This window comes from Rhodanobacter sp. C06, assembly GCF_002001105.1.
Taxonomy (GTDB): Bacteria; Pseudomonadota; Gammaproteobacteria; order Xanthomonadales; family Rhodanobacteraceae; genus Rhodanobacter_A.
The window spans coordinates 66584-92830 of the sequence record NZ_MUNP01000048.1 but is presented as its reverse complement, the minus strand read 5'-3'; the positions used below and the strand labels follow the sequence as shown (position 1 = coordinate 92830).

Genomic DNA, 26247 nt, shown 5'->3' with positions numbered 1-26247 from the left:
GAGCATGACTTCCAACCAGCGAAGATCATTGTCGCAGCACCTGTTACCGCTGGCGGTGGCGCTGTCGTTGGTGGTCGGCCTGGTCCTCGCCCTGACTTGGGGAGCCCTGCAGATCCAGGTCACTCTCGCCGGTTTCCTCAACGGCGAGAGTGTCTGGTCCAAGGCGCAGAAGCAGGCGGTGATCGACCTCGAGATCTACGCCCAGAGCGGTCGCGCCGACCTGCTGGCCGACTACCGGAAGAACATGGCGGTGCTCGCCGCGGACCGCCGGGCCCGCGACGCGATCGCCAGCGGCCATTTCGACCATGCGAAGGTCGGGCAGTCGTTCCGCGATGCGCACGTGATACCGGAAGCGATCGACGGCATGATTTTCATGCTGCATTACTTCTCCTCGGCGCCCTACATGAACCAGGCCATCGCGGCGTGGTATTCCACCGATGCCACCATAGACGGGCTGGACCGCATCGCCGGCGAATTGCAGCGCGCCCACGCCGACGGCAGCATCACGCCCGCCATGGTGGCGGCGGCGCGCGAACGCATCGCGGAGTCCAATCGGTTCATCGAGCCGCGCAGCAACCTGTTCTCGTCGCAGATCGCCGACGGCGCGGCCTGGATCGGCACCGTGTTGTTCCTGACCGTGCTCGCGGCGGCCGTGCTCGCCTCGCTGCTGTGGTTGCGCATGGCGCGCCGCATCCTGCAAGGCATACGCAGCAGCGAGGAGCGCTATCGCCTGCTGTTCGACAGCGCGAACGACGCGATCCTGATGATCGACGAAAGCCGCGGCCGCATCCTCGAGGCGAACCACACGGCCAAGGCCTGGATCGGTTGCACCAGGGGCCTGCTGGAAGGGCGCCCGTTCGACACGATCTTCGCCGACGGGCTGCAGCCGCAGGCCAGGCGGGGCACGATCGGCATGCTGCTGACCGACGACGGCAAGCAGCGCCCGGTGGAGATCGAGAGCAGCCTGGTCACCTGGAGCGGCCGCCAGGTGCGGCAGGCGATCATCCGCGACATTTCCGAGCGCGTGACGATGGAGCGCGAGCGCCGGGTGGCCGCCGAGGCGCTGGCCGGCATCGCCGAGGGCGTGATCATCGCGGATGCCGAACGCCGGGTGGTCTCGGTCAATGCCGCCCATGCCGAAATCACCGGCTTCGACGCGCAGGCCTTGCTGGGGCGGCGCTTCGACGAGACGCGTCGCATGCCCGACGGCGAGCCGCTGCCGGAATCGGTGTGGAGCGGGCTGGCGGGCGGCCGCCACTGGAACGGCGAGGTGCAGAGCCGGCGCCAGGACGGCAGCAGCTACCCCGAGCAGTTGAGCATCAGCGCGATCCGCGACGCGCAGCACCACGTGCTGCATTACGTGGCCGTATTCAGCAACATCCATGTGGCCAAGGCGCAACGGCAGCGGCTGGAGTACATGGCCACGCACGATCCGCTGACCGGGCTGGCCAACCGCGTCGCGTTCGAGCGGCAGGCCAGCGCCGCGATCGCCGCCGCGTCGCGCACGCGCACCGCGATCGCGGTGCTTTTCATCGACCTGGACGCGTTCAAGATCGTCAACGACAGCTACAGCCATGCGTTGGGCGACCGCGTGCTGCAGAAGGTCGCCGAGCGGATCGGGCGACAGCTCTCCGAACGGGATGTGGCCGGTCGCATCGGCGGTGACGAGTTCACCGTGCTGCTGGACCGGCTCGAATTGCGCGAAGACGCCGGCGTGGTCGCCGAGCGCCTGCTCGCCTGCCTGGCCGAGCCGATGGTGGTGGACGATTGCGAGATCGTGCTGAGCGCCAGCATCGGCATCGCCGGCTACCCGCTGGACGGCGGCGACGCGACCACGCTGATCGCCAATGCCGATGCCGCGATGTACGTGGCCAAGAGCACCGAACGCAACACGCTGCGGTTCTACACGCCGATCATGCAGGCCGATGCACGCCAGCGCCTGCAGCTGGTGTCCGAGTTGCGGCGCGCGCTGGCGAACGAGGAATTCAGCCTGCGCTACCAGCCCAGCATGGATCTGCGCAGCGGCCGCATCGTGGGGGTAGAGGCGCTGTTGCGCTGGGAACACCCGGAGCGTGGCGAATTGCCGCCGGGCGAGTTCGTCGCGGTGGCCGAGAGCCTCGGCCTGATCCGTCGCATCGACGAATGGGTGATGCGCACCGCCTGCCGGCAGATTCGGGACTGGGACCGCGCCGGCATGCCGCAGATCCGGGTGGCGGTGAACGTGTCCGCGCGCTGGCTGGCCCATCCCGCCTTCGTCGACGGACTGGGCCGCGCGCTGCGCGAACACCAGGTCGCCCCGCAGCGGCTGGTGCTGGAGATCACCGAGGGCGCCATGTTGGGACTGGGGGACGACACCGAGCGCACCATGCGCGCGCTGCACGACCTGGGCATCGAGGTGGCGATCGACGACTTCGGCACCGGCTATTCCTCGATGGCCTACCTCAAGCTGCCCGCCGTGACCTGGCTGAAGATCGACCGTTCGTTCGTCACCGGCTTGCCGAAAGGCGTCAACGACGTGGCGATCGTCGAGGCGATGCTGGCGATGGCGCGCAGCCTGGGCCTGGGCACCATCGCCGAGGGCATCGAGCAAGAGGCCCAGCACCAGTTCCTGCTGAAGGCCGGTTGCGACGAGGGGCAGGGTTACCTGTATTCGTACCCGCTGCCGGCCGCCGCGCTCGAGCGCCTGATGAATCCGCGCCCGACGCCGGCGCGCCTGAGCCTGGTGCCGCCCAAGCCCTAGGCATGGAGCCTGTTCATGGTTTCCGCCTGGCCCGCGTTGCCGTGGCTGTCAGGTGGTGGCGCGTGGCGCAGCGCCTGCCTGGTTGGCAGGCCAAGCTGCGTGCTGCCGCATGGTGGCCACGGCAAGACAACCCGAAGGGCCGGGTCTGTTTGCCCGCATGCCGGCGTCATCACTCGGTCGTTGACGGACGTCCACTTCCTCGTTCTTCCCTGGCCTGCGCGCAAACAGCTCCCGGCGCGAGCCGTGTGGAGAATATGGACAGGCTCCTACCTCATGTACAGCGCCGGGAACCACTGCCGCAGGTTGGCGACCTTGGGCGTGTCGTTGATCGCGATGTAGAGGTCGTCGGGGTGGTGGCTGGCGTAGTCCTGGTGCCAGCTTTCGGCCGGATAGAAGGCCTTGAGCGGTACCAGCTGGGTGACGATGGGCGCGGTGTAGATCCCTGCGTTGCCGAGCTGGGCGAGGTAGCCAGCGGCGATGCGCTGCTGCTCGGGGCTGGCGTAGAAGATCACCGAGCGGTATTGCGTGCCGCTGTCCGGCCCCTGCCGATTGAGCTCGGTGGGGTTGGCGGCGACCGAGAAGAACACCTGCAGCAGCTGGCCGTAGCTGACCTGGCTCGGATCGAACACCACCTTCACCGATTCGGCGTGCCCGGTGTTGCCCTCGCTGACCAGGTCGTAATGCGCGGTGGCGGCGTTGCCGCCGCTGTAGCCGGCCCAGGTCTTGCGCACGCCCTTGACGTGTTCGAACACCTCCTGCACGCCCCAGAAACAGCCGCCGGCGAACACCGCGACCTGTTCACCGTGAGTGGCGGCGCGCGATGCGTCCACGGCCGGTGGCGGCAGCTTCGCGGCGGCCGCGGATGGCAGCGTGCAGGCACCGAGCAGGCCCAGGGCGAGCGTGGCGCCCAGGGTACGGAGGGGATGGCGGCAAGTGGACATGGCGGACCTCGCGAGGATGCTTCGATTGCTATTCGCCGGCAGGGGTGGCCCGGTTACCTGCGCGCCACGCCCGATGCTACCGTGCCGCCTTCACTGGAGTCCCCGCATGTCCGACGCGATCGACCTGGCTGCCTACCTGCAACGCATCGATTACCGCGCCGCGCCGGCACCCGATCTGCCCACGCTGCGCGCGCTGGCGGTGGCGCATGCGGCGGCGATCCCGTTCGAGAACCTCAACCCGCTGTGCGGCGTACCGGTGCGGCTGGAGCTCGCTGCACTGGAACGCAAGCTGCTGCACGAAGGCCGCGGCGGCTACTGCTTCGAACAGAATCTGCTGTTCGCCGCCGCGCTGCGCGCCATCGGTTTCACGGTGCACGGCCTGATCGCGCGCGTGCTGTGGAACCAGCCGGAGGACGCGGTCACCGCGCAGACCCACATGCTGCTCCAGGTGGAGGTGGACGGCGACAGTTGGCTGGCCGACGTGGGCTTCGGCAGCATGAACCTCGCCGGCGCGCTGCGGCTGGAACCCGGCGTGGCGCACGCCACGGAACTGGAGCCGTTCCGGCTGCTGGAGCAGGGCGGCGAGTGGCGCATGCAGGCCTGCGTGCGCGGCGACTGGCTGACGCTGTACCGCTTCGACCTGCAGCCCCGCGCATTCATCGACTACGTGGTGGCGAACCACTACGTGTCCACGTACCCGGAGTCGAATTTCGTGCAGCACCTGATCGCGGCGCGCACCATGCGCGACCGCCGACTGACCCTGCGCGACCGCGAGTTCACCGTGCGCCGGCCCGGCGCGGAGCCGGAGCGGCGCACGCTGGGCGACAGCGCGGAGGTGTGCCGGGTGCTGGAGCAGGAGTTCGGGCTGCGCTTGCCGGATCGCGCCGCGCTGGAGCGGCGGCTGGACGTTCTGCCCGGGTAGCCGGGCCAGGAGCTGGGCGGTCAGTTCGGGTCGGCCAGCACGTGGATTTCCTCGCCGCCCATGCTCACCACCTGACCTGCGTGAATCTTGCAGGTCTTGCGCAGCTCGACGGCGCCATCCACCCGCACCACGCCGCTGGCCACCAGGTGCTTGCCGGCGCCGCCGCTGTCGCACAGGCCGACCAGTTTCAGCAGCAGGTTCAGCTCGACGTGGTCGCCGTACAGTTCGAATTCGTGATGGGCCATGGCGTTCCGGTTTGCGTTAGTGCGTGGCAGGGATGGTGGCGGGCATGTCCGCCGGCAGCGCAAGGAAGGCAAAGAACGGGCGGTCCGCCTCCTGTGCGAACGTGGCGGCATCGTCGAGGATGCCGAGCAGCACGTCGTAGTCCCGATCGGCACCGCGCTGCAGTTCCCCGGTGTGCTCGAACAGCAGCACGTGGCCCCAGGCCGGCAGCCAGCCGAGGTCGCGCAGGCAGTCGGCCAGCGCGTCCCAGTTGTGGCCGAAATCGGCGGGCAGTGCCAGCGACGCGGCGAGGCGCTGCAGCAGTGCGGCCTTGTCGCGGCAGCCGGCAAGGTCGGTGCGGCACACGGCCAGCTCGTCGCGCGTGGCGTTCGCGGCCAGCCGCGCGAGATCGGTATCGCCCACGAAGTACACACCGTTCTGGCTGGGGCGGGTGAGGTCGGGGTCCAGGAGCCTGTTCATGATCCCCAAGCCTCCCGCGTTGTCACCGAGTGGTCGTCAGGTGGTGGTGTGTGGCGCAGTGCCTGCCTGGCTGGCAGGTCGAGCCACGCGCCGCCGCATGGCGGCCGCCCGGTGAAAACCCGCAGGGCCCGGTCTGTTTGCCCGCATGCCTGCGTCATCAATCGGTCGTGGACGGACGTCCACTCCTCGCTCCTCAAAGCCGGCGCCATCCATGGCGCCTCCCCGCGTGCCCTCGTTCTTCCTTGACCTGCGCGCAAACAGCTCCAGGCGCGGGGTGCTTGGAGATCGCGAACAGGCTCTGACGGCAGCACGTTCATCGGGGCACCGCGAACTGGCGGAAGCTGCGGTAGTGGTCGTCGGTGTAGTAGTACACCTCGGGCGGCATCCCGCCGGTGATGATGCGCCGCGTGCCGCGGTTGTGTGCACCGGGCGTGTCCACCGTGTACTCGTGGTAGTAGCCGCGAGGCTGCTTCGGCAGCAGGCCTTCGTAGTTGCCGAACACCACGCCGTCCTGGCGGTGCGGGAACGGGCCGCCCCGGGCGATCAGCGCCAGCGTGTCGCGTGCCTCGGGCGGCAGGAAGGCCGGCAGCGCGGCGTCGTTGTCGCCGCTCGCCGTGGCGGTGGGCACGGCCGCCGGCGCGACCGGGGGCGGCGTATGCGCCTGCCGGTTCCAAAGCAGCGCGATCGCGAGGATCACGAACGCGAGCAGCGGTTTCCAGAAACGCATGCGAGGACCGGTGGCGGGCGGGAGGCGAGTTTAGCAGCGGAGTCCGCTGGCCCGGCTTCCCTGTTCGCAAGAAATTGCGCAAACTCGGCTGCCCGGCGGCGGCGCAAGGCGCATCGCCGCCCCGCCAGGAGCCGAAGCTTGAACATCGCCAGCGACCGCGCGCGCCTGCCGCGGCAGATTCCCTACATCATCGGCAACGAGGGCTGCGAGCGTTTCTCGTTCTACGGGATGCGCAACATCCTCACGCCGTTCCTGATCACCAGCCTGCTGCTGTACCTGCCCGGGTCGGAACGACCCGGCGCGGCGAAGGACGTGTTCCACAGCTTCGTGATCGGCGTGTACTTCTTTCCGTTGCTGGGCGGCTGGCTGGCCGACCGCTACTTCGGCAAGTACCACACGGTGTTGTGGATGAGCCTGGTCTACTGCCTGGGCCATGCCTGTCTCGCGGTCTTCGAGCACCACCGCACCGGCTTCTTCGTCGGCCTGGGCCTGATCGCGCTGGGCGCGGGCGGCATCAAGCCGCTGGTGGCTTCGTTCGTGGGCGACCAGTTCGACCAGTCGAACAAGCACCTCGCGAAAGTGGTGTTCGACGCGTTCTACTGGATCATCAACTTCGGCTCGTTCTTCGCCTCGCTGCTGATGCCGATCTTCCTGCGCCAGTTCGGCGCGGCGGTGGCGTTCGGCATACCCGGTGCGCTGATGTTCGTGGCCACCGTGGTGTTCTGGTCGGGGCGCAAGCAGTACGTGATGCTGCCGCCGGCGCCGCCCGATCCGCACGCGTTCTCGCGGGTGATCCGCACCGCCTTGCTGGCGCAGGCGCCGGGGCAGGCGCGGCCGGGTTTGTGGCTGGCCGTGACCAGCGTGGCGGCGGCCGGCGCCGCGTTCGCGCTGCTGCCCCGGCTCGGCTTCGTGGCCGTCGCCTGCCTCGCCTTGGTGGCGCTGATCGGCGGCGTGGGCGGCGGCGCCTGGTTGCAGATGGAACGTGCCCGCGGCACGCATCCGGATGCCGCGGTGGACGGCGCGCGCAACGTGCTGCGCGTGCTGGTGATCTTCGCGCTCACCACGCCGTTCTTCTCGCTGTTCGACCAGAAGGCCTCGACCTGGGTGTTGCAAGGCAACGAGATGGCGATGCCGGCGTGGTTCCAGTCGGCGCAGATGCAGGCGCTGAATCCGCTGCTGGTGATGCTGCTGATCCCGTTCAACAACCTGGTGCTGTACCCGCTGCTGCGTCGCCACGGCTGGGAACCCACCGCGCTGCGCCGGATGACCGCGGGCATCGCGTTCAGCGGCCTGGCCTGGATCGTGGTGGGCGGCTTGCAGCTGTTGCTGGACGGCGGTACGCCGCTGTCGATCTTCTGGCAGGTGCTGCCGTATGCGCTGCTCACCCTGGGCGAGGTGCTGGTCTCGGCGACCGGGCTGGAGTTCGCTTACAGCCAGGCGCCCGCTTCGATGAAGGGCGTGGTGATGAGCTTCTGGAACCTCACCACCACCATCGGCAACCTGTGGGTGCTGCTGGCCAACGCGGCGGTGCGCAACGGGACGGTGACCGGCGCGATCGCCGGCACCGGCCTGGGCCTGGTCGCGTTCCAGATGTTCTTCTTCGCCGGGTTCGCGTTGCTGGCTGCGCTGGCCTTCGGCCTGTATGCGCGGGGCTATCGCGGGCAGGACAATTACCGCGCCTGAGCGCCGCGCCGCAGCAGTTCGGCCAGTGCGATGCCGATCACCAGCCAGAAGGCGCCCAGCGCGTAGCCGGCCAGCACGTCGGACAGGTAATGCGCCTGCAGCAACACCCGGCTGAGGCCGATGACGGTGACCAGCGTCACCGCGGCGGCGATCGTGTCGCGATGGCGCGGCGGCGGCCACTGGCGCAGCAGCAGGTAGGCGAGCAGGCCGAAGAACACCATCGATCCGGCGGCGTGACCGCTGGGGAAGCTGAAGCCGGTTTCGGCGATGAAGCCGTGGCCGCCGAACGGACGCGGCCGTTGCACGAACTGCTTGATGACGTGACCGCTGCCCGCGGTGCCGCCCAGCGCGACGCACCATGGTACGAACAGCCGCCAGCGGCGGCGCAGGGCCAGCACCAGGGCGACCACGCCGGCGGCCAATGCGATCAGCACGGGATCGCCCAGCTGGGTGACGAGATCGATGGCCTGCAGCATTCCCGGCGAGAGCCTATCGTGCAGATCCTGCGCCAGTGCCGCGTCGAAGCGCACCAGCGTGGTTTGCGCCCACACCGCCCAGACCAGCAGGCCGAACAGCACCGCCAGCAGCGCCAGCAGGATCGCGGCCGTGCCCGGGCGCAGCGCGAGGTAGCCTTCCCGGCCGGTCGCCGCCAGCCGGCGGCGGCGCGCGCGGCGCCAGCCGAGATCGCCGATGAGCAGGGCCAGGATCAGCACGACGGCCCACAGCGTCAGGGCGTGCTGGCTGATCCAGCGAGGGAGGGCGTCCATGGGGCTCCGGCAGGCTTCTGGGTGACGGCGAAGCTTGCCGGATGGCGGTCGTGACTTCCAGCGCTGGCCCTGTCGCGAAATTGCCGCGATAGTGGCGCGGTTCATGCCACCGGAGTCCGCGATGTTCCAGCGTCAGCTTTCCCTGCGCCTCGCCGTGTGCAGCGCGCTGCTCACCCTCGCCACCACGGCTGCGGCGCAAGTCGCACCGGCGCCGGTGGCGCCGACGACCGCCACGGCGACTGCCGTGCAGCCGGCACTGCCGGCCCAGTTGCAGGACTTCGACGCCTACATGGCCGACACCTTGAAGACCTTCAAGGTGCCCGGCATCGCGGTAGCCATCGTGAAGGACGGCAAGGTGGTGCTGGCCAGGGGCTACGGCGTGCGCGAGCTGGGCAAGCCGGGCAAGGTCGATGCGGACACGCTGTTCGCGATCGCCTCCAACACCAAGGCGTTCACCGCGGCGGCGCTGCAGATGCTGGCCGACCAGGGCAAGCTGGACATGGACGGCCGGGTGATCGACTACCTGCCGGGGTTCCGCATGAGCGACCCCTACGTGACCCACGAGATGCGCGTGCGCGACCTGCTGGCGCATCGCAGCGGCCTCAGCCTCGGGGCGGGTGATCTCTTGTACTGGCCGCCGACCAGCTACACCACCGCGGACGTCGTGAAGCGCCTCGCCGACGTGCCGATCAAGAACAGCTTCCGCGGCCACTACGCCTACGACAACATCCTGTTCGCGGTGGCCACGGAAGTGATCGAGAAGGTTTCCGGCCAGCGCTATGCCGACTACATCCGCCAGCACATCTTCCAGCCGGTGGGTATGGACGAGTCGCTGATCGACATGACCTACCTGAAGCCCGGCATGGACGCGGCCACCGGCCATGCGCCCTACGACTTCAAGGACATCAAGCCGGTGCCGCCGATGGCCTGGCTCAACGATCCCGGCGCGGGCGGCATCTACGCCAGCGTCAACGACCTCGCCAAGTGGATGAACGTGCAGCTGGCCGGCGGCAAGCTGCCGGACGGCAAGCAGCTGTTCTCCGAGAAGAGCCACCGCGAGATGTGGTCGATGCTGACGCCGATCCCGATCGGCAAACCTTCGGTTCCCGAGCTCGCGCCGCTCGTGCCGCAGTTCTCCGGCTACGGCGAGGGCTGGTTCCTCAGCGACTACCAGGGCCGGAAACTCGCCTGGCATACCGGCGGCTGGCCGGGCTTCGTCTCGCGCCTCACCCTGGTGCCGGGCTCGGATCTGGGCGTGGTGGTGTTGACGAACCAGGAATCCGGCGCCGCGTTCAATGCAGTGACCTACCGCGTGCTCGATGCGTATTTGAACCCCGCGCACAAGACCGACTGGGTGGCGGCCTACGACAAGGCGGTGAAGAAGGGCGAGGCCCGCGCCGACGACAGCTGGGCCAAGCACGAGGCCGCGCGCGACAAGAACGCCAAGCCTTCGCTGCCGCTGTCCGGCTACGCCGGCACCTACCGCGATCCGTGGTACGGCGACATCCTGGTCAGCCGGGAAGGCGGCAAGCTTCGCATGCGCTTCAGCAAGACGAAGCAGCTGGTGGGCACGATGACGCCGTGGCAGCACGACACCTTCATCGTGCGCTGGGACGACCGCTCGCTGAACGCCGACGCGTTCGTCAACTTCGCGCTGGACGACGACGGCCACGTGCGCGAGATGCGTATCCGGCCGGTCTCGCCGCTCACCGACTTCAGCTTCGATTTCCAGGACCTGCGGCCGGTGCCGGTGAAGGCGGCCGACAAGCAGGATTGAGTTTTCGAGTCCCTCTCCCGCCGGACGCGAAGAAGGGCCATGGATGGCCGTGCTTTGATGAGCGAGGAAGAGGGGTTGGGGAGAGGGTTCGGTCGAAGCGGGACGTTGACGCTCGCCGAAGCCTCATCGGCCCTTCGGGCACCTTCATTCGGCACATCCATGTACCTCACCAGCGGCGGCTTCGCCGTGCAAATCGGCAATCCTGCCGATTTGTCTCCCGGAGGGAGAAGGGAGATTGCTCCAGCCACGTTATTTGCCAAAGGGGATCACCATGCGTAGTCGTCCCGTCGTCGCCGCGCTGCTCAGTTGCGGCCTGCTGTTCTCCGTCACCGCGTTCGCGCGCGACGCCGCGCCAGTCGCACCCGCGCACCGTTTCTTCCACGTGCAGCTCGGCAGTACCGGGACGCAGCCCGTGTCCGGCCGCCTGCTGCTGTTCGCCACCACGGTGCAGGACGCCGAGGCCGCGGCGAAGGAGCACGGCGGCGACGGCAAGGTGGAGGAGGTGGACACCAGCCCGTTCTTTCCCTCCCAGACCGCGGTGGCCGCCCACGAGGTGACTCGGCTCATGCCGGGGCAGGTGGTCGACATCGATGCCGACGACATCGCGTTTCCGCAGGGCTGGTCGCAGCTGCCCGCGGGCGACTACTACGTGCAGGCCGTGCTCGACGTGCACCACGACTACAACTACCACGGTCGCGACGGCGGCGACCTGGTGAGCAAGGTGGTGAAGCTGCATCTGCCGACTGCGGCCATACCCGACCTGGCGCTCACGGATGCATTGCCGGAACGCAAGGCGTGGGATATTCCGAAGCGCTACATGAGCGAGACCTCGCTCAAGCATTTCGACGAGGCGCGCCAGCACACGCAGGCCATCGACTTCGTCAGCCCCGCGTTGAGCGCGTTCTGGGGCCGGCCCATCCACATGCATGGCTGGGTGATGCTGCCGCCAGGCTACGACGCCAAGGGTGCGACGACCTATCCCACGGTGTACTACACGCACGGCTACGGCGGCGACGCGAACACGCTGGCGGGCAGCGCCGCGATGGTCTACGGCGCCACGGCGGAAAAGCAGATGCCGCCGATGATCTGGGTGTTCCTCGACCAATCCAGCCCCACCGGTACCACGGAGTTCGCTGATTCGGTGAACAACGGTCCGTGGGGCGTCGCGCTCACCACCGAGCTGATCCCGCAGCTGGAAAAGACCTATCGCATGGATGCGAAGCCCAGCGGCCGCTTCCTGCAAGGCCACTCCTCCGGCGGCTGGGCCACGCTGTGGCTGCAGACGCGCTATCCGAAGATCTTCGGCGGCACCTGGTCCACCTCGCCCGACCCAAGCGACTTCCACGACTTCACCGGCGTGGACTTGTACGCGCCGCACGCGAACGTCTACCGCAAGTCCGACGGCACGCCGTATCCGCTGGTGCGCGACAAGGGCAAGGTGCTTGCCACGTTCCAGCAGTTCGCCCAGTTGGAACGCGTGCTCGGCCCCTACGGTGGCCAGATGGCCTCGTTCGAGTGGGTGTTCTCGCCCAAGGGCAAGGACGGCCGGCCCGAGCCGATGTTCAACCGCGATACCGGCGACGTCGACCCCGCCGTGGTGGCCTACTGGCGCGACCACTACGACATCGCGCACCGCCTGCAGCAGCACTGGCCCGAGCTGAAGGGCGATCTGGACGGCAAGATCCACCTCTACGTGGGCACCGCCGACACCTTTTATCTCGACGGCGCCGCGCACAAGCTCAAGGCGGTGCTGGACGGCTTGCACGCGAAGTCCGACATCCGCTTCATCCCGGATCGCACGCATTTCGACCTGTACGCCGTCGGCACGGATCGCCAGGGCCTGCTCAAGGAGATCAGCTGGCAGATGTACGCGGTGGCGCGGCCGCATTCGGCGCTGAAGCCGGCGGCGCAGCCCTGAGCGTGATGGAAGCCTGCCGTTGCGGCAGGCTTCGCATCGCATCGACATGGTTTTGCGGCATAGTCGCGCGGCCGGTGCGGACTTCTCCGCGCCCGGACGCCAGGTGCTGGCAGTCGCTTCCCAAGTGAAGCGTTGCCGGCGCGTGACGAACGACACGGCGTACTGAGGCGAGGGCAGGGCCGGTCGCACCAAGATCACCATCGCGCAGGAGGGAGTCTGAAGATGAAAGCGTCCATCGTGTTTTCCCTGGCCTTTGGCTGCCTGCTGGCCATGCCGGCCGTTCAGGCGCAGCAGTCCGCCGCGCCCGCCGGTTCCACCGGCCAGTGCAAGGACGGCAGCTACACCAGCAACGCCACCAAGCGCGGCTCCTGCAAGGGCCACAAGGGCGTGAAGGAGTGGTATGCCGCCGACGCCGCCCCGGCCAAGGCGTCGAAGAAGGCGGCCGCTGCGGAAGCGGCTGCCCCTGCCGCCGCTGCCGCACCGGCTGCCGCCGCGGCGCCTGCGGCCGCGCCGAAAAAGTCCATGGCCTGGACCAAGCCGGCCGCCACCGCGGCACCGGGCGGCGGCCCGGGCATGGTCTGGGTCAACGAGGGCAGCAAGGTCTACCACTGCCAAGGCGACAAGTGGTACGGCAAGACCAAGCACGGCGAGTACATGAGCGAGGCCGACGCCAAGGCCAAGGGCAACCACGCCGAGCATGGCAAGGCCTGCACGCCGTAACCCCGGCATGGCAGCTACTGCAGAAACGCGAAGGCCGGCGCAAGCCGGCCTTCGTTTTCGTGATGCCTCGAACGGCTGTCCCGAAACCCGTTCGGGTTGAGCGTAGCGGAACGGAGTTCCGCGAAGTCGAAACAGCGCCCACATGCAAACACGGGCCCCTTCGACTTCCTCGCTCCCAAAGTGCGGACGTCCATGTCCACCCTCCGCGTCGCGCCCTCGGCGCCACGTTCTGGACGAACGGATTCCGTTTTACTCACGGATCCCGCTTTCACTCAGTCCGCCACGGATCGTAGCTGCCGAACGACCACAGATGCCCCTCCGGGTCGCGGCAGCTGTAGCCGGCGCCCCCGTAGTCCTTCTCCTCGCAGTCGTCCACGATCGTCGCACCGGCGGCCTTGGCGTGCTCATAGTGGGCCCGGCAGTCGGCGACGATCACGTAAATGCACTGGGTCTCGCGGCCGCCGACCTCGTCGGGCTGGGCGATGCGCCGGCCGAACGCGTCGTCGCGCACGCTGCCCAGCATCAGCATGCCGTGGCCGTGCACGAGCTGGGCGTGCGCCACGCCGTCGGCATCGTCGTCGTATACCGCATGTTTCTCGAAGCCGAAGGCGTGGCACAGCCAGGCGATCATGGCGTGGGCGTCGCGGTAACGCAGGCAGGGGATCAGGGTGCTGCCGTGGGTGGCGTCCGACATGGCGTGCTCCGTGGTGGCTGGCGGATGCAGCCTACGCTTGCCGCGCGGGGCGGTCTTGTAGATTTTTCCGCTCGTGTCAGTCCAGCCGCAGATGGTTCGGGCCGGAGCCGCGGCAGGCCATGAACTCGCCCGGCGTGATGCCCGCAAAGGCGCGAAATTCGTGGTTGAGGTGAGCCTGGTCGCTGTAGCCGCCGTCGGCGGCGAGCTCGCTCCAGCACACTTCCGTTTGCGGATGCGCCTGCGCCACCACGGCGCGGAAGCGCAGCAGCCGGGCGAACTGCTTGGGCGTCATGCCCACCTGCTGGCGGAAGCGCGTGCCGAAGCGGTGCGCCGACCACCCGCTGTCGCGTTGCAGCGTGCCGATGCGTGCCATTTGCGGCACGCGGCCCAGCGTGGCGACGGCATGGGCGATCACCGGATCGAGCGCCGGTTCGGCGCGCAGGCCGCGCAGCCAGCCTTCCAGCAGCGCCAGCCGGCGCAGCGGCGCGGGCGTTTCCAGCAGGCGTTGGCGCAGGCGACGCGCGGAAGCGCCGAACAGCGCGTCGAGGTCGATATCGCGCCGGCCCAATTCGCTGGCGTCGATGCCGATCAGCGCATGCGCGCCGCCGGGACGGAACGTCAGCCCCATCACACGGATCTGCTCGGCGCTGTCGATGATCCAGCTGCGCAGGTACGGGCCGCCGATCACGCTGCCGGAGGCGCGCTCGCAGCGGCCGTCGTCGTGCCAGACGCGGGTCTCGTCCTCGTGCAGGTTGACGATCAGCGAGGTGCCGGGCACCGGCAGGATGCGTTCGCGGGCGGGCGCACCGGGCGGCATGTCCCAGTCCCAGATCGTCTCGATCAGGGTTGTCGAGCGGCGGCGCGGGGACGATGCTGTGCCAGGCCATCGGTCTGCCCCGCGCGCCGTGCTCAACCGGCCTGCGATGGCGCGGCGGGGCTGTCTTCGCCCAGCGGCCCCAGCGTGCGCACCACCATGCTCTGCGGCGTGGACAGCGGCAGCTGCGCCGCGCGCAGGCGGGCGAGGATGTCGAACAGGATGTCGCTCTTCACCGCGCCCACGTCGCGCGGGCTGCGCACGTAGGAGGTGATGCTGAAGGTCATCGAGCTGGCGTTGATGTTGTCCAGCCGCACCACCGGCGGCGGGGTGTTCAGCGTGGACGCGTGCGCCTTCAGCGCTTCCAGCATCAGCTGGCGCGCGCGATCGGCATCGGTGTCCAGCGGCATCGGCAAGAGGATGCGCACGCGACCCTGCGCGCTGGCGTGGGTGACGTTGCGCACGTTCTGGGTGATCAGCTGCGAGTTCGGCACGATCACGGTGGAGCGATCCCACAGCTGGATCTCGGTGGCGCGCACGTTGATGCGGCGGATGTCGCCCTCGACCTCGCTGGACAGGCTCACCCAGTCGCCCACCCGCACCGGCCGTTCCATCAGCAGGATCAGGCCGGAGATGAAGTTCTGCACGATGGCCTGCAGGCCGAAGCCGATGCCGACCGACAGCGCGCTGGCGATCCAGGCGATGCTTTGCAGGCTGACGTTGAGCGCGGCCAGCGCCAGCGCGAACACCAGCACGCCGCCCAGGTAGCCGAGCAGGGTGACGATGGATTCGCGCATGCCCGGGTCCAGCGCGGTGGTGGGCAGCAACTGGTCCCGCAGCCAGCGCTTGAGCATGCGCAGCGCCACCAGCCCCAGCACGAACACCGCGACCGCGCCCAGCACGGTGCCGGGCTCGATGTTGAGTTGGCCCAGCTTCAGTCCGCTGAACAGCTGCAGCGTGCGCTGCGCCAGTTCGGTCGGGCCGGCGTCGAACGGCGCCAGCACCAGCGCCAGCGCGGCAAGCGCCAGCAGCACGCGGGCGACGCCGGTGAGCACGGTGCCAGCCTGCTCCAGCGTGCCTGGGGCGAGGTCGAAACCGGCCTGCAGGTGCTTGCCGCTGCGGCCGTGCGGCGACAGCAGCACCTCGAACAGGTCGCGCACCAGCTGCATCAGCAAGTACAGACAGGCGGCCACCAGGCCCACCCACAGCATCTGCCATGCCGCGAAGAACGCCAACGCGATGAAACCCGTGAAGACCGCCAGCCAGCACAGCGCCACGCCCAGCGCGGCAGCAAAGCTCAGCAGGCCCACCCACAACGGCCGGCGTGCCGGAGTATCGCCGGCCGCGTTGGCCTCGCGTCGCGCGTGGCGCAGGCGCAGCAGCACCTTGGCGACCAGCGCGCTGACCAGCAGCGCCAGCAGGGCATGCAGCAGCACCGTGGCCGGCAGGCTGGAACCGATGCTGCGGATGACCCGCTCGGTCAGGCCCAGCAGCAGTGCCGCGCCGCCGAGCAGCCACGGATAGCGGCGCAGCCTTTGCGCGGCGAAGTCCGACAACGGCAGCAGGCGCCATGAGCTGCGTTGGGCCGACAGCAAGGCGCTGCCCAACCCGGCCATCAACGCCGCGAAAGTGAAGGCGCGTACCGCCGAGGCGGCCATCGCGTCCAGGTCGGTGTCCAGCGTGTCGTTCCAGTTGATGCCCAGATGCACCAGCTGCGCCGCCAGCCCGATCACCAGCGTGGTGGACAGTGCCATCACCGCCGCCATCGCGCTGCGACGCAGGTGGCCATCGGGCAGCCAGCGCGCGGCGACGAACTGCCACAGCCGTTGCAGCGTCCAGCGGCCGCCGGCGAGCAGCAGCATGGCGGCGGCCAGGCACAGCAGCAGCGGCTGCCGGTTCGGCGGCTGCCAGGCGTCGCCCCAGGCCTCGGACCAGCGGGCGGCGAGGCGCTGGAAGCGGGCGAGGTCGTTCGGCAGCGAGCGCGCCTGTTCGGCCCAGAACGCGTGGCCCAGCGGCGTGTCGGTGCGGGCGGCAAGGCGCGCCTGGAACTGGTCGTTGCGCAGTCCCGTGATCTGCGCCACCAGTTGCAGCGCGTCCAGGTTCAGTGATTTCGCCTGCACGATCTGCGCATTGAGGCTGGCCTGGGCCTTGTCCAACTGGCGGCGCTGCGCGGCCACTTCCGGCGCCTCCGGCGGCGCGCCCTTGGCCGGCGGCGGTCCCAGCACGGTGAGCTGCGCCTGCAGCGCCGTCATCTGCGGCGCGAGGCTGTCGGCCAGTTGGCGCGCCTGGTCCTGCACCTGCATCGCGCTGGTGCGCAGGTCGGCCAGCGGCGTGCTGCCGGCCTTGCCGTTCTGCGCATCCTTCAGCGCCGCCTTCGCCGTGTCGAGCTGGTCGCTCAGCTGCTGCAGGGTTTGCGCCGGCGTGGCGCTGGGGGTCGTGGTGTCCGCGTCGGCGAGCGCCCGGACCGGGGTGGCACCGAAGGCCAGCGTCAGGGTCAGCAGGATGGCCGGGAATACCGGCAGGCGACGGAGCAGGGTAGGCATGCCCGGCATGATCCGGGCGGCGTCGCGGGCGGTCAATCAGCCAGGTCGTGCAAGCGGGGCCAGCGTTCAGCCGGGATGCGCGCGATGGCCACAGGCCGTCGCCGTAATTGTCGTCCAGTTGACACAGATATATTTGCAATGCAAACCTATTTGCAATCTGATGAATCCTGGGGCTGCACGTGGCTGGCGAGACGCAAGAAAGGCTGGGCGAGCTGGAATCCCTGACCCGCGATTACGCGCGCTACTCGCGCAGCGCAGGCGGCTTGGCGTCGGTGCTGGGCGGCATCTGCTGCCTGCTCTCGTACCTGCTCGGCGGCTTGTTGCCCATGACGCCGACGTTGCGTGTCGTGCTGGTCGCGCTGCCGCTCGTGTGGCTGCTGGCCAGATGGGGCATGGCACGGCGCTATTACCAGCGCTTCGGCCACGTGGAGGAACAGGAAAGCGCGGTCGAACGCCGCACCCATCGGCTCGGCCTCGGCGTGACGCTGGCGGTGGCCGTGCTGCTGACGGCATCGGCGCTGTCGAATGGCGCGCAGCTGTCGCCGGGCAGCGCCGGCTATCTCGCGCTGCTCTGGCTGTTGGCGTTGGCGGTTTGGCGCTGGCTGCGCAGCCCGCTGGATTTCGTCGTGGGCGCGTTCCTGTTCTGCCAGGCGTCGCTGTTGTGCGTGGACCGGGTTTATCCGGTGATCGGCACCGCTGCCGCGCAGGACGCACTGCTAATGGCGCTGCTGGCCCTGCTGTTTCCGTTGGCGGCGCTGCTGTTGATCGCCCGCGGCGTGGCCGATCATCGTCGCTTTCTGCAACTGCGGGAGCGGCTGCTGCGCTTGCGCGATGCAGCAGTGGGTGGAACATGAGCGCACCGTCGCGCATCGGCGAGGTGATGGCGCTGGACCGGCTGGTGCACGAGCCGGCGCGGTTGCTGATCCTGGCCGTGCTGGCCAACGCGAAGGAAGTGGAGTTCGGCTTCCTCGAACAGGTCAGCGGGCTCAGCAAGGGCAACCTCTCCAGCCACATGAGCAAGCTGGAAGCGGGCGGCCTGATTGAAGTGAAGAAGAGTTTTCGCGGCAAGCGTCCGCTGACCGAGCTGCGCATCACCGCCGCCGGCCGCAAGGCACTGGCCGATTACCGGCAGAGCCTTGCGATGGTGATGCAGGAATTGCCCGTGCCCGGCGCAGCCGTGAAGCGGAAATAGCGCGCGGCGTTTGCCGTCCGGTCGTTCGAGCCATCAGCCCAAAGGAGCCAGTCCATGTCAGGTGCCATCGTCGCCGTTCTCATCGTCGTTTTCGTCGTCGCTGCCAGCAGCTATGCCCAGCGCAGGAAGCGGACGAAGAAATAGCCCGCCCTTGCGAACCGGGGGGCGTGCACCCACGCTAGGCATCTCCCCGCAGGACGTGCGCTCCCCATGATCTTCCGCTGGTTCGAATCCCTGATCGATCCGTTCAAGGAACCGGTCGATGGCATGCCGCCGGCCTCGGTGGGGCGCTTCTACGCGTTCTACCTGCGCCAGGTGTGGCCGGTGTTCCTCGCCGTCGTCGTGGTGGGTTTCATGGTGGCGGGCATCGAGGTGTCGCTGTTCGGCTTCATCGGCCGCGTGGTGGACCTGGCGAAGGAAGTGCCGTCCGCGGATTTCTTCCAGCGTCACGGGCATGAGCTGCTGTGGATGGCGCTGGTGATCGTGCTGGCGCGACCGATCTTCAACGCGTTGCACGACTTGCTGGTGAACCAGGCCATCGTGCCCAGCCTCACCACCCGCATCCGCTGGCAGAACCATCGCTACGTGATACGCCAGAGCCTGGGCTTCTTCCAGAACGACTACGCCGGGCGCATCGCGAATCGCATCATGCAGACCGGCAGCTCCCTGCGGCAGTCGGCGGTGCAGATCGTGGACGCGATCTGGTACGTGGTGGTCTACACCGCCAGCGCGGCGGCGCTGTTCGCGCATGCCGATTCTTGGCTGGCCGTGCCGCTGCTGGTCTGGGTGGTGCTGTACGTGGGCGCGCTGGCGCTGTTCATCCCGCGCGTCAAGCAGCGTTCGTGGCTGGCCTCGGCGGCGCGTTCCAAGCTGATGGGCCGCATCGTGGACGGCTACGGCAACGTGCTCACCCTGAAGCTGTTCGCGCACGGCCGTCGTGAAGAAGCCTACGTGGCCGAGGCGATGGACGAGCAGACCGAGAAGACCCGGCGCATGACTCGCGTCACCACCGTGATGGACGCCTGCATCACCGCGTTGAACGGCCTGCTGATCGCCGGCACCTCGGCGCTGGCGTTGTGGCTGTGGAGCGAGGGTCGGGTGACGGTGGGCGCGATCGCGCTGTCCACCGGGCTGGTGATCCGCATCAGCAACATGTCCGGCTGGATCATGTGGGTGGTCAACGGCATCTTCGAGGACGTGGGCACGGTGCAGGACGGCATCACCACCATCGCCCAGCCGCGCGCGGTGCAGGACCGCGAGGGCGCGATGCCGCTGGAAGTGACCCGCGGCGCCGTGCACTTCCACGACATCCATTTCCACTACGGCAAGAAAGGCGGGGTGATCGCAGGCCTGGGGTTGGCCGTGCGTGCAGGCGAGAAGATCGGCCTCGTGGGGCCGAGCGGCGCGGGCAAGTCCACCCTGGTCAACGTGCTGCTGCGCCTGTACGACCTCGAAGGCGGGCAGATCACCATCGATGGCCAGGACGTGGCGCAGGTGACCCAGGAAAGCCTGCGCTCGCAGATCGGCGTGGTGACCCAGGACACCTCGCTGCTGCACCGCTCGATCCGCGACAACATCCTCTACGGCCGCCCCGATGCCGGCGAGGCGCAGGTCGCGGATGCCGTGCGCAAGGCGCGCGCCGACGAGTTCATCCCCGCGCTGGTCGACGGCGAGGGCCGCACCGGTTACGAAGCGCTGGTCGGCGAGCGAGGCGTGAAGCTCAGCGGCGGCCAACGCCAGCGCATCGCGATCGCCCGCGTGCTGCTGAAGGACGCACCGATCCTCGTGCTGGACGAGGCCACCAGCGCGCTGGACTCCGAGGCCGAGGCGGCGATCCAGGACAGCCTGGACCTGCTGATGCAGGGCAAGACGGTGATCGCCATCGCGCATCGCCTCTCCACCATCGCGCGCATGGATCGCCTCGTGGTGCTGGACAAAGGCCGCATCGTCGAGACCGGTACGCATGCCGAGCTGGTGGCCAGCGACGGGCTGTATGCGCGGCTGTGGAAGCGGCAGACGGGCGGCTTCGTGGCGGCGGAGGATGAGCCGGCCTGATCGCGCCAGTGCGTCTTGCCGCCGTGACCGGGTGCGAACATCGCGCCTCGTATCCTTGGCGCGCGAGCACGGGACGAATACATCCGATTCAGGCGATCAATTCGCGGTGCGGGTTGCGGCCAAACGGGGCTGTTGTGTCCAGACGCAACGCAGCTGCGATATAGGCCCAGAGACCTTCCGGCGGCGTTGCGTGTTCGGGTGGCGAGCCGCCAGGTCCCTGTCGTCCCGCGGTACCGGTCTTGACGTGCTTGCCGATGACCGTTGCGGTACCGCCCGGCGCATGATCCGAGCCCGGCAGTGTCCGGCTGAATTCACCGGTCAGCAGCGTCACCACATTGCGCCGCGGCAGGGCCATCACGCGGTCGAGGAAGGTGACCAGCGACGGCGTGATGGGGGCCATGATGTCGCGTGCCAGCGTTCCAACGTCGTCGTGATGCGTGTCGAACTGCCGGTCGGGTCGCCCGGTGTAGGCCGGTTGCGCGAAGATCACGCCGACGCCGGCATGGATCAGCGATTCGATGCCGGCGAAGGTCGATCGCTGGCTGTCAATGAGGGTGCTCCCGGCAGGCACGCCGTAGGCGCTCCGGATGGCGTCGAGCTGCGCGGTGGGAAGGTGCCCTGGTGCATCGTCAAGGCTGGCGATGTGTTCCAGCGTGATGTGGCCTTCCGCCGGAGGCGTCGTCGCGACCCCGACCGGCAGGCCGAGACTGTTCACCACTGCGCAGCGGATCGCCTTGCCTGGCATGGCCGCAGCCATGCGCAGCAGCTGGCTGCGCGAAGCCCGTTCCAACATCGCCGCACGCGCATCCGCGTGCGGGTAAAGGCCGTGCCGGAAATCGATCGAGGCCATGTGCGCCAAGGCCACGCCGGGCAAGGCGCCAAGCGAACCCGCGTCGACGCAAAGGCCGTTTCCGAGATGGCGAACGTTGTCGGCGGTCACCCCGAAGGCGCCGCTGGAAAGGAACGAGTCCGCACTGTTGAACAGGCCTGCCGGGCCGCCGTTGAGCCAGAGCACGACGAGCGTCGGTTGTTCGGGCGCGTCGCGGGTTTCCGCCAGGAGAGGCCTCCTGCCCAGCGCGAGCGCCCCGGCGATGGCCGCGCCTGCCTTGAGCACCGTGCGTCGCGAGATGGGGTGGTCGTTCATCGGATGCCTCCAGTGGTGCCTGTTTCGTGGGCGGCGACGCGGCGCGTCGGTGAAACCCGGGCGGCGCGTTGCCGCGGAGCCGCCGTTCACCCAGAATCAGCCTAGTGGTGTCCGTATATCGAAAGGAAGCCAGACTGTGTCGCAATCCAGACAAGGCGCCGCTTCGGCCACGGCATGGCCGGCGACCGCGCTGACCAAGAATTATCCGAAGGGGTGCCTCATCCCGCGGCACCGGCACAAGCGCGGGCAGCTCATCTATGCCGCGTCGGGCGTGATGCAGGTGACGACCCGCGAGGGCATCTGGATCGTGCCGCCGCAGCGTTCGTTGTGGGTGCCCGCCGCGATGCCGCACGAGATCCGTATGGAAGGCCATGTCGCCGTACGCACGCTGTATCTGGATCGAACCGCGGGGTCGCTGCTGGGCGACCATTGCAGGATCCTGGCGATCACGGATCTGCTCCGCGAGCTCATCCTGGCAATGGTCGGCGCATACGGAGCCGGGGACGCGCAACGCATGCACATGATGTTGCCGCTGCTGCTGCACGAACTTCACGGCGCCGACGAGTCGGCCATCCGCATTCCCACGCCGTCGGATCCGCGGTTGAGGAAGGTGTGTGGCCGTCTGCTGGCCGACCCGTCCCGGACCGATACGCTCGACCAGCTGGCGCAGCAGGTTGGCGCGAGCAGTCGAACCCTGGCGCGGCTCTTCGAGAGTGAATTGAAGATGAGCTTCGTGCGTTGGCGGCAGCACGTGCGGCTGGCCCGTGCATTGAGCCGGCTGAATGCAGGGGCCTCGATCAAGAGCGTGGCGCGTGACGCCGGCTATGCCAGTTGCAGCGCCTTCTGCGTCATGTTCCGCCAGGTCATGGGCATCACGCCCACCGGCTACGGCAGGCGGATGATCGCCTGAGCCATCGGGCTCGATCGCCGATCCGGATGGACCGATGCACCAAAGCCACGCACGGGTGGGTGCGACCGTTACGCGATCATCGCGGAACGGTCGCACCGCGGGGGCTTACATCCCGATCGCGGTTTCCGCGTTCACGTACGGCAGGCCATGCGCCTCCGCCACGGGCTCGCAAGTCACGTTGCCTTCGCAGACGTTGAGGCCGTGGCGCAGGTGCACGTCCTGCGCCAGCGCCAGCTTCCAGCCGAGGTTGGCCAGTGACAGCGCGAACGGCAAGGTGACGTTGTTCAGCGCGAAGGTCGAGGTGCGCGCCACCGCGCCCGGCATGTTGGCGACGCAGTAGTGCACCACGCCGTCGACCACGTAGGTCGGGTCGGCGTGGGTGGTGGCGTGCGAGGTTTCCACGCAACCGCCCTGGTCGATCGCGACATCGACGATCACCGCGCCCGGCTTCATGGTCTTGAGCATCGCGCGGGTGACCAGCTTCGGTGCCGCCGCGCCCGGGATCAGCACGGTGCCGATCAGCAGATCGGCGCGGCGCACCAGTTCCTCGATCGCGGAGCGGCTGGAGAACACGGTGGAGATCGCGGTGCCGAACTGGGTGGCGAGGCGCTTCAGCGCCTCGGCCGAGCGGTCAACCACGGTGACCTTGGCGCCCATGCCCACGGCGATCATCGCCGCATGCGTACCTGACACGCCGCCGCCGAGGATCACCACTTCCGCCGCCGGCACGCCCGGCACGCCGCCCAGCAGCACGCCGCGGCCGCCCTGCGCCTTTTCCAGCGAATGCGCGCCCACCTGCGGGGCAAGCCGGCCGGCGACCTCGGACATCGGCGTCAGCAGCGGCAGCGAGCCGTTCGGCGCGGTGACGGTTTCGTAGGCGATGCAGATCGCGCCGGAGGCGACCAGGTCGCGGGTCTGCTCGGCATCGGGTGCGAGATGCAGGTAGGTGAACAGGATCTGGCCTTTGCGGAGCCTCTTGCGCTCCACCGCCAGCGGCTCCTTCACCTTCACGATCATGTCGGCTTCGGCAAAGATCGGATCGGGGCTGCTGGCGATGCTGGCGCCCGCCGCGACGTAGTCGGCGTCGCCGATGCCCGCACCCAGGCCCGCGCCGGTTTCCACCACCACCTGGTGGCCGTGATGCACCAGTTCCTGCACGGACGATGGGACGAGGCCCACCCGGAACTCGTTGTTCTTGATTTCCTTCGGCACACCGATACGCATGGCTACAGATCTCTGGCTGGGAAGCGAAGTAGGGGCCGGCAGGAATGCACGCCGATGGAGCGGCAGTATGATCGCCGTGCTGCGCAATTTATCGCCGATTTCAATCGAGTCATCGCTTGTTTGTAGAATGATTGCCGATGAAATGCCTGGATGATTGAATTTCATGCCGCACCCTGACCCGTCACTCGACCAGCGCGATCGCGCGATCCTCAGACTGCTGCAGCAGGATGGGAGGCTGAGCAACCTGGAGCTTGCGCAGCAGATCAACCTCTCGCCCTCGGCCTGCCTGCGCCGGGTGAAGCTGCTGGAGGAGCGCGGGCTGATCGCGCGCTACGTGATGCTGCTCGACGAGAAGGCCGTGGGCCTGCCCGGCACCGCCTTCGTGCTGGTGACGCTGGACCAGCAGGGCCGCAGCGCGCTGGACGCGTTCGAAGCGGCCATCCAGCGCCATCCGGAAGTCACCGAGTGCTGCCTGCTCGCCGGTGCGGCCGACTACATGGTGCGCGTGGCCTACGCCGACGCCGCCGACTTCGAGCGCATCCACACCGACATCCTCACCCAGTTGCCTGGCGTGGTGCGCGTGCAGTCCACGCTGGCGCTGCGCACGGTCAAGAAGACCACGGTGCTGCCGGTGTAGGCCGGTCGCGGCCGGTTTGGCCGGCTTGATGTGTATGCCCTTAGTCATGTTCCTTGAGCCTGCCGGTTGACTGACACTCGGGGAACACTCGTAGGGGATTCAAGCATGCGCCTCAACCCGCTGGCTTCCGCCTTCGCCTGTGCGTGGGTTTCATTCGGGCTCTCGCTGCTCGTGGCCGCTCCAGCCGCCGCGCAACAGAGGCCCGACCCGCAGGCCCAATTGATCGCCAAGCGCAACGCCATCGAGAAGGAACTCGAGCAGGTCGCGGTCATCGACCGCAAGGTGATGGTGAAGATGCGCGACGGCAAACTGATGGCCGCCGACATCTATCGCCCGAAGGGCGCAGGCAAGGTGCCGATCATCTTTTCGCGTACGCCGTACAACTTCAATTTCTGGGATGTGAAGCTTGGTGCGCCGCGTGACATGACGCGCGAGCTCGAAGCGGTCAAGCACGGCTATGCGTACGTGGAGATGCAGGAGCGTGGCCACTTCTTCTCCGAGGGCAACTACGACATCCTCGGCATGCCGCTGAGCGACGGCAGCGACGAACTCAAGTGGATGTCCTCGCAGCCATGGTCCAGCGGCAAGGTCGGCACCACCGGTTGCTCGTCGACCGCCGAGTGGCAGCTTGCCGTGGTGGCGCAAAACGATCCGGCGCTGACCACGTTCAACGTGCAGGGTTTCGGTGCCGGCATCGGCAAGGTCGGCCCGTATTACGAACAGGGCAACTGGTATCGCGGCGGTGCGGTGCAGATGCTGTTCATTTCGTGGATCTACGACTACGGCATCCAGAACCAGACGCGGCCGCTGTTCCCGCGCGGTACCTCGCAGGCGGACCTGGTCAATGCGTCGCGCTTCTACGATCTCGCTCCGCAGATGCCGCCGGTCGACTGGAACAAGGCGTTCTGGCACCTGCCCGAGAAAGACATGATCAAGGCCGTGGGCGGCCCGCCGGGCATCTTCGAAACGCACATGCCGGTGGCCACTGGCGGCGACATGATTGCGCGCACGCCCAATGATCCCGCCTGGTACAAGGGCGGCCTGTGGAACGAAAAGCTCAAGGTCAGCAAGCCGGGACTGTGGTTCATGAGCTGGTTCGACGTTTCCGTATCGCCCAATCTCGCCGCCTACAACGAAGTGCGCCGCACCGCGCCGAAAGCCATCGCCGACCAGCAGTACGCGATCATCGCGCCGGTGCTGCATTGCGCGTATACGCGCGCCAGCGAGCACACCATGATCGGCGACCTCGACGTGGGCGATGCGCGCTTCGACTACAACGACCTCGTCTACGGCTGGTTCGGCCACTATCTCAAGGGCGAGGACAGCCCCGTCCTGGCCAAGCAGCCCAGGGTGATGTACTACGTGATGGGCGCGAACCGCTGGGAGCAGGCCGACACCTGGCCGCCGGCCGAGGCCAGGACGCAGGATCTCTACTTCACCAGCGAGGGCCAGGCCAACACGCTCTACGGCAACGGCAGGTTGGTCGACGCGCCACCCGCGGCGGACCATCCCGATAAGTTCGTCTACGACCCGGAAAATCCCGTGCCCACCTTCGGCGGCGGCGGTTGCTGCCAGGGCTCGGCGGTGAAATTCGGCTCCTACGACCAGCGTCCGCAGGAAACCCGCAACGACATCCTGGTCTACGACTCCAAGCCGTTCGAGCAGGGCACCGAAGTCAGCGGGCCGATCACGGTGACGCTGTATGTTTCCTCCAGCGCGAAGGACACCGACTTCACCTTCAAGGTGATCGACGTGTACCCAGACGGCCGCGCGTTCAACATCACCGAAAACATCCAGCGCATGCGCTACCGCAACGGCTATGACAAGCCGCTGGCGTGGATGTCGCCCGGCCAAACGTACAAGGTCACCTTCCAGCCGATCGATACCAGCTACTACTTCAAGCCGGGGCACAAGCTGCGCGTGGACGTTTCCAGCAGCAACTTCCCGCGCTTCGACCGCAACCTCAACACGGGCGGCAACAACTACGACGAAGCCAAGGGTGTCATTGCCCGCAACGTGATCCATCACGACAGCCAGCATCCTTCCAGGATCACCATCACGGTGGTACCGAATGGCGAGCCGGTCGCGGACGGGAGAGCCGGCAAGGGCGGTTGAGGCGGTCGCCCCAGCGCTTTTC

General features: G+C 68.1%; 22 protein-coding genes. 12 read left to right on the top strand and 10 right to left on the bottom strand.

Annotated elements, in window-relative coordinates:
* Positions 1-4 precede the first annotated feature (4 nt).
* Positions 5-2740 carry an EAL domain-containing protein gene (locus B0E52_RS10330; RefSeq protein ID WP_343124500.1) on the top strand — a complete coding sequence of 912 codons (2736 nt, stop codon included), beginning with the start codon at positions 5-7 and terminating at the stop codon, positions 2738-2740.
* A 266-nt stretch (positions 2741-3006) separates the two neighbouring features.
* On the opposite strand, the gene msrA is transcribed toward B0E52_RS10330, so the two are convergent.
* On the bottom strand, positions 3007-3681 hold the full coding sequence (msrA, locus tag B0E52_RS10325; RefSeq protein ID WP_077483739.1) for a peptide-methionine (S)-S-oxide reductase MsrA: 675 nt from the start codon (positions 3679-3681) through the stop codon (positions 3007-3009).
* Positions 3682-3787: 106 nt separating this feature from the next.
* Between msrA and B0E52_RS10320 the strand changes: the two genes are divergently transcribed.
* Positions 3788-4603 carry an arylamine N-acetyltransferase gene (locus tag B0E52_RS10320; protein ID WP_077483738.1) on the top strand — a complete coding sequence of 272 codons (816 nt, stop codon included), beginning with the start codon at positions 3788-3790 and terminating at the stop codon, positions 4601-4603.
* Between the two features lie 20 nt (positions 4604-4623).
* Here the strand turns inward: B0E52_RS10320 and B0E52_RS10315 are convergent, their stop codons facing one another.
* From B0E52_RS10315 to B0E52_RS10305, 3 genes are all read right to left on the bottom strand, one after another.
* Positions 4624-4848 (bottom strand): RNA-binding S4 domain-containing protein, encoded by a 225-nt coding sequence (locus B0E52_RS10315; RefSeq protein WP_077483737.1) that lies wholly within the window; start codon positions 4846-4848, stop codon positions 4624-4626.
* Positions 4849-4864: 16 nt separating this feature from the next.
* Complete coding sequence (locus tag B0E52_RS10310; RefSeq protein WP_077483736.1) at positions 4865-5305, bottom strand: barstar family protein; 441 nt, start codon at positions 5303-5305, stop codon at positions 4865-4867.
* A gap of 313 nt (positions 5306-5618) precedes the next feature.
* Complete coding sequence (locus B0E52_RS10305) at positions 5619-6032, bottom strand: ribonuclease (protein WP_077483735.1); 414 nt, start codon at positions 6030-6032, stop codon at positions 5619-5621.
* Between the two features lie 138 nt (positions 6033-6170).
* Here B0E52_RS10305 and B0E52_RS10300 point away from each other — a divergent pair, with 138 nt between their 5' ends.
* Positions 6171-7715 (top strand): oligopeptide:H+ symporter, encoded by a 1545-nt coding sequence (locus tag B0E52_RS10300; protein ID WP_077483734.1) that lies wholly within the window; start codon positions 6171-6173, stop codon positions 7713-7715.
* On the opposite strand, the gene B0E52_RS10295 is transcribed toward B0E52_RS10300, so the two are convergent.
* Complete coding sequence (locus B0E52_RS10295) at positions 7703-8482, bottom strand: phosphatase PAP2 family protein (RefSeq protein ID WP_077483733.1); 780 nt, start codon at positions 8480-8482, stop codon at positions 7703-7705. The genes B0E52_RS10300 and B0E52_RS10295 overlap by 13 nt on opposite strands.
* Positions 8483-8603: 121 nt before the next feature.
* On the opposite strand from B0E52_RS10295, the gene B0E52_RS10290 reads away from it, so the two are divergent.
* From B0E52_RS10290 to B0E52_RS10280, 3 genes are all read left to right on the top strand, one after another.
* Positions 8604-10259 (top strand): serine hydrolase, encoded by a 1656-nt coding sequence (locus B0E52_RS10290; RefSeq protein ID WP_077483732.1) that lies wholly within the window; start codon positions 8604-8606, stop codon positions 10257-10259.
* Between the two features lie 271 nt (positions 10260-10530).
* Positions 10531-12177, top strand: coding sequence for an alpha/beta hydrolase-fold protein (locus B0E52_RS10285; RefSeq protein WP_077483731.1), 1647 nt, complete (start codon positions 10531-10533; stop codon positions 12175-12177).
* A gap of 222 nt (positions 12178-12399) precedes the next feature.
* Positions 12400-12897, top strand: coding sequence for a DUF3761 domain-containing protein (locus B0E52_RS10280; RefSeq protein ID WP_077483730.1), 498 nt, complete (start codon positions 12400-12402; stop codon positions 12895-12897).
* 268 nt (positions 12898-13165) lie between these two features.
* Here the strand turns inward: B0E52_RS10280 and B0E52_RS10275 are convergent, their stop codons facing one another.
* The 3 genes from B0E52_RS10275 to B0E52_RS10265 form a co-directional block, all read right to left on the bottom strand.
* Positions 13166-13591: a VOC family protein gene (locus tag B0E52_RS10275; RefSeq protein ID WP_077483729.1), complete on the bottom strand. Its 426-nt coding sequence runs from the start codon at positions 13589-13591 to the stop codon at positions 13166-13168.
* Positions 13592-13667: 76 nt separating this feature from the next.
* A complete protein-coding gene (locus B0E52_RS10270) occupies positions 13668-14408 on the bottom strand; it encodes a helix-turn-helix domain-containing protein (RefSeq protein WP_077483728.1) in 741 nt (246 codons plus the stop codon).
* Between the two features lie 92 nt (positions 14409-14500).
* A complete protein-coding gene (locus B0E52_RS10265; protein WP_168174174.1) occupies positions 14501-16948 on the bottom strand; it encodes a DUF3772 domain-containing protein in 2448 nt (815 codons plus the stop codon).
* 179 nt (positions 16949-17127) lie between these two features.
* Between B0E52_RS10265 and B0E52_RS10260 the strand changes: the two genes are divergently transcribed.
* The 3 genes from B0E52_RS10260 to B0E52_RS10250 all read left to right on the top strand — a co-directional run bounded on the left by B0E52_RS10260 (position 17128) and on the right by B0E52_RS10250 (position 20195).
* The gene (locus B0E52_RS10260) at positions 17128-17802 is read left to right on the top strand and encodes a hypothetical protein (RefSeq protein ID WP_077483726.1); all 675 of its coding nucleotides are present in this window, start codon (positions 17128-17130) and stop codon (positions 17800-17802) included.
* Positions 17799-18140: a transcriptional regulator gene (locus B0E52_RS10255; RefSeq protein WP_077483725.1), complete on the top strand. Its 342-nt coding sequence runs from the start codon at positions 17799-17801 to the stop codon at positions 18138-18140. Before B0E52_RS10260 ends, B0E52_RS10255 begins: the two co-directional genes overlap by 4 nt.
* A gap of 213 nt (positions 18141-18353) precedes the next feature.
* Positions 18354-20195 carry an ABC transporter ATP-binding protein gene (locus tag B0E52_RS10250; RefSeq protein ID WP_168174175.1) on the top strand — a complete coding sequence of 614 codons (1842 nt, stop codon included), beginning with the start codon at positions 18354-18356 and terminating at the stop codon, positions 20193-20195.
* An 88-nt stretch (positions 20196-20283) separates the two neighbouring features.
* Here B0E52_RS10250 and B0E52_RS10245 read toward each other — a convergent pair whose 3' ends face one another.
* On the bottom strand, positions 20284-21339 hold the full coding sequence (locus B0E52_RS10245; RefSeq protein WP_168174173.1) for a hypothetical protein: 1056 nt from the start codon (positions 21337-21339) through the stop codon (positions 20284-20286).
* A gap of 136 nt (positions 21340-21475) precedes the next feature.
* On the opposite strand from B0E52_RS10245, the gene B0E52_RS18575 reads away from it, so the two are divergent.
* Positions 21476-22249 carry a helix-turn-helix transcriptional regulator gene (locus tag B0E52_RS18575; protein WP_168174172.1) on the top strand — a complete coding sequence of 258 codons (774 nt, stop codon included), beginning with the start codon at positions 21476-21478 and terminating at the stop codon, positions 22247-22249.
* 105 nt (positions 22250-22354) lie between these two features.
* Here B0E52_RS18575 and ald read toward each other — a convergent pair whose 3' ends face one another.
* Positions 22355-23473, bottom strand: coding sequence for an alanine dehydrogenase (gene ald, locus B0E52_RS10235; RefSeq protein WP_077483721.1), 1119 nt, complete (start codon positions 23471-23473; stop codon positions 22355-22357).
* Between the two features lie 163 nt (positions 23474-23636).
* On the opposite strand from ald, the gene B0E52_RS10230 reads away from it, so the two are divergent.
* Positions 23637-24110 (top strand): Lrp/AsnC family transcriptional regulator, encoded by a 474-nt coding sequence (locus tag B0E52_RS10230; protein WP_077483751.1) that lies wholly within the window; start codon positions 23637-23639, stop codon positions 24108-24110.
* 105 nt (positions 24111-24215) lie between these two features.
* Entirely contained in the window at positions 24216-26225 is a 2010-nt protein-coding gene (locus B0E52_RS10225) for a CocE/NonD family hydrolase (RefSeq protein WP_077483720.1), read from the top strand.
* Positions 26226-26247: the final 22 nt, after the last annotated feature.

Coding starts and splice junctions, on each gene's coding strand:
- B0E52_RS10330 (WP_343124500.1), top strand. CDS start 5: ATGACTTCCAACCAGCGAAGATCATTGTCGCAGCACCTGTTACCGCTG.
- msrA (WP_077483739.1), bottom strand. CDS start 3,681: ATGTCCACTTGCCGCCATCCCCTCCGTACCCTGGGCGCCACGCTCGCC.
- B0E52_RS10320 (WP_077483738.1), top strand. CDS start 3,788: ATGTCCGACGCGATCGACCTGGCTGCCTACCTGCAACGCATCGATTAC.
- B0E52_RS10315 (WP_077483737.1), bottom strand. CDS start 4,848: ATGGCCCATCACGAATTCGAACTGTACGGCGACCACGTCGAGCTGAAC.
- B0E52_RS10310 (WP_077483736.1), bottom strand. CDS start 5,305: ATGAACAGGCTCCTGGACCCCGACCTCACCCGCCCCAGCCAGAACGGT.
- B0E52_RS10305 (WP_077483735.1), bottom strand. CDS start 6,032: ATGCGTTTCTGGAAACCGCTGCTCGCGTTCGTGATCCTCGCGATCGCG.
- B0E52_RS10295 (WP_077483733.1), bottom strand. CDS start 8,482: ATGGACGCCCTCCCTCGCTGGATCAGCCAGCACGCCCTGACGCTGTGG.
- B0E52_RS10290 (WP_077483732.1), top strand. CDS start 8,604: ATGTTCCAGCGTCAGCTTTCCCTGCGCCTCGCCGTGTGCAGCGCGCTG.
- B0E52_RS10285 (WP_077483731.1), top strand. CDS start 10,531: ATGCGTAGTCGTCCCGTCGTCGCCGCGCTGCTCAGTTGCGGCCTGCTG.
- B0E52_RS10280 (WP_077483730.1), top strand. CDS start 12,400: ATGAAAGCGTCCATCGTGTTTTCCCTGGCCTTTGGCTGCCTGCTGGCC.
- B0E52_RS10275 (WP_077483729.1), bottom strand. CDS start 13,591: ATGTCGGACGCCACCCACGGCAGCACCCTGATCCCCTGCCTGCGTTAC.
- B0E52_RS10270 (WP_077483728.1), bottom strand. CDS start 14,408: ATGCCGCCCGGTGCGCCCGCCCGCGAACGCATCCTGCCGGTGCCCGGC.
- B0E52_RS10265 (WP_168174174.1), bottom strand. CDS start 16,948: ATGCCTACCCTGCTCCGTCGCCTGCCGGTATTCCCGGCCATCCTGCTG.
- B0E52_RS10255 (WP_077483725.1), top strand. CDS start 17,799: ATGAGCGCACCGTCGCGCATCGGCGAGGTGATGGCGCTGGACCGGCTG.
- B0E52_RS10245 (WP_168174173.1), bottom strand. CDS start 21,339: ATGAACGACCACCCCATCTCGCGACGCACGGTGCTCAAGGCAGGCGCG.
- ald (WP_077483721.1), bottom strand. CDS start 23,473: ATGCGTATCGGTGTGCCGAAGGAAATCAAGAACAACGAGTTCCGGGTG.
- B0E52_RS10230 (WP_077483751.1), top strand. CDS start 23,637: ATGCCGCACCCTGACCCGTCACTCGACCAGCGCGATCGCGCGATCCTC.
- B0E52_RS10225 (WP_077483720.1), top strand. CDS start 24,216: ATGCGCCTCAACCCGCTGGCTTCCGCCTTCGCCTGTGCGTGGGTTTCA.